5 protein-coding genes are annotated in these 3,754 nt (G+C 60.0%); all 5 read right to left on the bottom strand.

Annotated elements, in window-relative coordinates; all coding sequences use genetic code 11:
- Window positions 1-167 precede the first annotated feature (167 nt).
- The 5 genes from XcyCFBP4188_RS22090 to XcyCFBP4188_RS23715 all read right to left on the bottom strand — a co-directional run bounded on the left by XcyCFBP4188_RS22090 (window position 168) and on the right by XcyCFBP4188_RS23715 (window position 3,641).
- A complete protein-coding gene (locus XcyCFBP4188_RS22090; RefSeq protein ID WP_040942473.1) occupies window positions 168-1,205 on the bottom strand; it encodes a hypothetical protein in 1,038 nt (345 codons plus the stop codon).
- A gap of 347 nt (window positions 1,206-1,552) precedes the next feature.
- Window positions 1,553-2,275, bottom strand: coding sequence for a DNA-methyltransferase (locus tag XcyCFBP4188_RS22085; RefSeq protein WP_076038775.1), 723 nt, complete (start codon window positions 2,273-2,275; stop codon window positions 1,553-1,555).
- Window positions 2,193-2,438, bottom strand: coding sequence for a Com family DNA-binding transcriptional regulator (locus XcyCFBP4188_RS22080; RefSeq protein WP_104592861.1), 246 nt, complete (start codon window positions 2,436-2,438; stop codon window positions 2,193-2,195). The genes XcyCFBP4188_RS22085 and XcyCFBP4188_RS22080 overlap by 83 nt, the downstream gene beginning before the upstream one ends.
- 25 nt (window positions 2,439-2,463) lie before the next feature.
- Complete coding sequence (locus tag XcyCFBP4188_RS22075; protein WP_104592860.1) at window positions 2,464-3,486, bottom strand: phage portal protein; 1,023 nt, start codon at window positions 3,484-3,486, stop codon at window positions 2,464-2,466.
- A complete protein-coding gene (locus XcyCFBP4188_RS23715; protein ID WP_428977256.1) occupies window positions 3,486-3,641 on the bottom strand; it encodes a phage terminase large subunit family protein in 156 nt (51 codons plus the stop codon). The genes XcyCFBP4188_RS22075 and XcyCFBP4188_RS23715 overlap by 1 nt, the downstream gene beginning before the upstream one ends.
- Window positions 3,642-3,754 lie beyond the last annotated feature (113 nt).

Raw genomic sequence — 3,754 nt, 5'->3', positions numbered from 1 at the left:
AAAATCCGGAGAGATCCAAACGCGACTCTCCAGAACGATGCGACATTCCGCGCTCTCAGGCCGCGTTGTTCAGACCTTCCCTAAGGCAACCATCCCGTTCCGACGTAGTTAGATTCTGGTGCAATAAGAACGCCTGGGGAGGTCGGAACCTCCCCAGCCGTAAACAATTAGTTGCTTTGGGGGAAGCTGATGCCCGGAGACGTACCGCCAAAGGAGGTACAGCTACCGCGCGTCAGGTTGTTCTGCTCGAATGTGGTGCCGGCATCGCCCAGACAGGCCGGGGCATTTGTCGTGCCATCATTTACGGCTAAATTCACCGAGACACGCGAGCCTGGGTTGAACGACACTGTTTGGGTGTTGGCGCCGTTACCGAAGACGTTGAATTCGGACTGGCGCCAGATCTTGTTGATGTTCACTGTAGAAGCGCTCTGGCTCACGCTATAGGCTCTTCCATTCACCGAGAACGTCAAGGTGTCCACGCCCCCTGAGGTTGCCGAACCTGTCAGCTTGACGCCGCCAATGCCCGACACTGGCACCAGAGGCACCGTCACCGAGTCGCTGTTGATAACGCAGGCATTACCTTCGTACGCATCCCAGCCGGATGGGCAACCTACCGCGTCGTACTCCGAGGAACTGTCCGCATAGACCCAGCTTTCGATAAAGATAACCGGCTGAAAACCGTTACTGGAATTCTCATCTGAGTCGCTGGAGTAAACGTACTGTTGCCAGGTCTTGCATGAGGAAAAACCAAACTGCGCGCAGGCGGCGGGATTGCTGGCATTGTCGGTATTAATCTGAAGAGAATATTGAACCACGCCGGTGGTCACTCCGCTCACGCTAGGGAACGAACCGACCGCCGAGCGGGTTAGCCTACTTGAGCGCGCTGCATAATCGCTGCCGTTACCGGTGATGAACGCCCTGTCGGTGGCCATTGTGGTACGACCCTTGTCATTGGCAAGGTGCTGCGACCCCATGACTACCTTCGGCGGTGCCTCGCAGCGCACCGCCTTCCAGCCCATGTCAGGAAAAGTCGAAATGAAGCAGCCCGTCATCGCTGGAATTTCTTGCCTCAGGGTCGTTTCCCATGCAGACATAGCCTCAGCGCGGCCAGCGTGATTGATCGCGGAGACCTGCGTAGCCGCCCCTGCGTTAGCCGCGCAACCTACGATACAAGCGGCGAATAGATATTTCGATTTAATTTTCATGTTAATTTCTTGTTAGTTTGGAGTTAACGATCATCCTCCGTTATAAGAGGAGGCCTCACTCAAATCAGAAGCAGCAGATACATCGACGAAGTAATAGCGAAATGGCTAAGCCATACTTTCGGCTCGATCACACTCCTGCCAAGTGGTTCCGAGACTAAGACTAAGGAAAGGGCCATATTCCAACGCAGAAAAAAAGATCGCGCGTCAAGGGAGCCAGGCGCAAGGCGACTTGATCCGACTGCACAAATGGATGAACTATATATTTCGGAAGTCTCTGAGTAGCCCCTGGACATTTCTCTACGAAGTGGTAGTAAAAAGCCGCCCATGTATGGGCGGCTCTTGGCCTTTTATTCGAGCGGCTGCGTTTTCTCCAGGCGATCACGGGTCACGGCGGCGTACTGATCGATCATCTCGATCCCTAGGGACTCGAAGCCCTCCAAATATGCGGCGACCAACGTCGTACCAGATCCAGCAAACGGATCAAGCACACGCCCACCCGCCTCGCAGATGCGCACCAGCTGCCGCATCAATTCGGTGGGCTTGCCGGTCAGATGGTGCTTGTCGGCTTTACGCACCGACTCACGGATGACACCTGGCAGCACCGGCGCACGACGATCCAGCGGCATGTTGCCCTTGCTGCCCCACACGATGTATTCGGCCTGGTTACGGAAGCGCCCCAGCTGCGGCCGCACGCCCTCGGTCTTGTCCCAGACAGTGATGCCGCGCCAGGTGAAGCCGGCGATCTGCAGCGCGTCGGTGGTCAGCGGCAGCTGCCGCCAATCGGTAAACAGCAGCACCGGTGCGCCGTCCTTGAGCACACGCGCGCATTCGGACAACCACAGGTGCATCCATTTCAGGTGCGAGCGTTGGTCGCGTTCGTCACCAACGAAGTCGGCGTGCAGTTGGGCGCCACCGCCCTGGACGTACTTCTGCGATGGCGGCTTGGCCCGTGCCGCAGCGGTGAGGCCGCCGCTGGCATACGGAGGGTCAGTGATCAGCGCGTCGAACGAATTCGCGTCGAGCGTTGGCAGGATGGTCAGGGCGTCGCCCTGGAGCAGCTGGTTTTTCATGGTGAGAGCCTTCTTGGATTCGCTCGCGGCGATCGGAGGTGAGGCTCTCGGCCTTCAGGTGATTGAGCGTGCCGCAACGCGGGCACTTGATTTGGATTTCATCGAAGGCGCCGGCCTTGCACAGCAGGCGGGCGCATTCGCCACAACGGAGGTTCTTGAGCATTGCGTGGTCTTGCGGTGGGAAAGGATTACGCGGTCGCTGGCGGCGCATACGGGGTGAACGAGATCACCTCATCGCCCACCCAGTCGTTGATCTTCAGCATGCGCGCCTGCAGCGGTTCCAGCTCGTTGGCGGCCCACACGGCAGCGGCCTCACGGATCGAACCGAAGCCGCCGGCGTTCTGAGGCACGATGCCCATGAGTTGCGGCGGGATCCGCAGCGCGGCCAGCATGTCGTCGCGGGTGATGCCCTTGATGCCGCTGAACTCGTCCTTGGCCGCCACCTCGCTGACCGGGATCAGTTTCAAGCCGTCCTTGTTGCCGCCTGGCGAATACAGGAACAGATTGCGGAAATTGCCCGGCCCCTTGGCGCCCTTCATGGCGTTGCGTAGCGCGTCCACGTCTTCCTGGCTTTGCTGCGGGTCGGTCAGATACAGGATGAAACCGGCGTGCGAGCCGTTGTTGTAGTACTTACGCCGGAACAGTGTGGCCGACTCGTTGAGCAGCGCCGACTGCATCGCCGGCATCCACTCGGGCAGTCCGTAGAGTTCCTGATCGACATCGGCTTCGCGCAGCTGAAACACGCTGCCCGGCTCGAACACGTGCTCGTCGTGCCAAGTGCGCACTTGGAAATACTCGCCCTCGGTGATGCCGCGCCGCATGTACTTGGACAACGGCGCAGTGAGCGACAGCGCACCGCCCATGCGATTGCGCCGGCGCTCAAGGTAGCCATTGCCCAACGTGATCCAGTCCAGCGACAGCTGCTCGAAGGCCTCGCGCGTCAGCAGCCGGTGCGGCTTGAAGGTGCGCGCCAGCATGTTGCGCTTGAAGATCAGCCCGGACTGCAGGAACGGATTGCTGCGCGTGGTCTTGGACAGGCCATCCAGCGCCACCGGTGGCTCGTACCAGCGCCCGTTCTGCCAGCACTCCAGATAGTCCAGCACCCCGCGCCCGTCGAGCACCGGCGTCGGGTCACCAAAGGTGAATGCCTCGGTGCGTGCGGGCACTGCTGGCGCTGCAGGCGCGGTGGCGGGCAGCTGATCGGTCAACATCAAGAGATCTCCATGAAGCCGGAGTTGCGCGCGGTGCGCCCTTCCAGCGGTTCGTTCTGCAGCGCGTGGAACAGTGCCCACGCCAGGTCCGCATGGCCGGTCTCTTCCGAGCGGCCAGCGGTGAAGGTGGATTGCCGGCCGCTGGCCGTTGTCAGCCTCCCGTAAAATTGATCCAGCCATAACTAGAGGTCTCCGGCACACTAGCCACCAAGGAGACCACCATGCGCAAGAGCAAGTTCACCGAGAGCCAGATCGTCGCCACGCTGAA

This window comes from Xanthomonas hortorum pv. cynarae (assembly GCF_002939985.1).
Taxonomy (GTDB): Bacteria; Pseudomonadota; Gammaproteobacteria; order Xanthomonadales; family Xanthomonadaceae; genus Xanthomonas; species Xanthomonas hortorum_D.
The sequence above is the reverse complement of the archived record's forward strand: the minus strand, read 5'-3'. Positions and strand labels throughout refer to the sequence as shown.

Coding starts and splice junctions, on each gene's coding strand:
- XcyCFBP4188_RS22090 (WP_040942473.1), bottom strand. CDS start 1,205: ATGAAAATTAAATCGAAATATCTATTCGCCGCTTGTATCGTAGGTTGC.
- XcyCFBP4188_RS22085 (WP_076038775.1), bottom strand. CDS start 2,275: ATGAAAAACCAGCTGCTCCAGGGCGACGCCCTGACCATCCTGCCAACG.
- XcyCFBP4188_RS22080 (WP_104592861.1), bottom strand. CDS start 2,438: ATGCTCAAGAACCTCCGTTGTGGCGAATGCGCCCGCCTGCTGTGCAAG.
- XcyCFBP4188_RS22075 (WP_104592860.1), bottom strand. CDS start 3,486: ATGTTGACCGATCAGCTGCCCGCCACCGCGCCTGCAGCGCCAGCAGTG.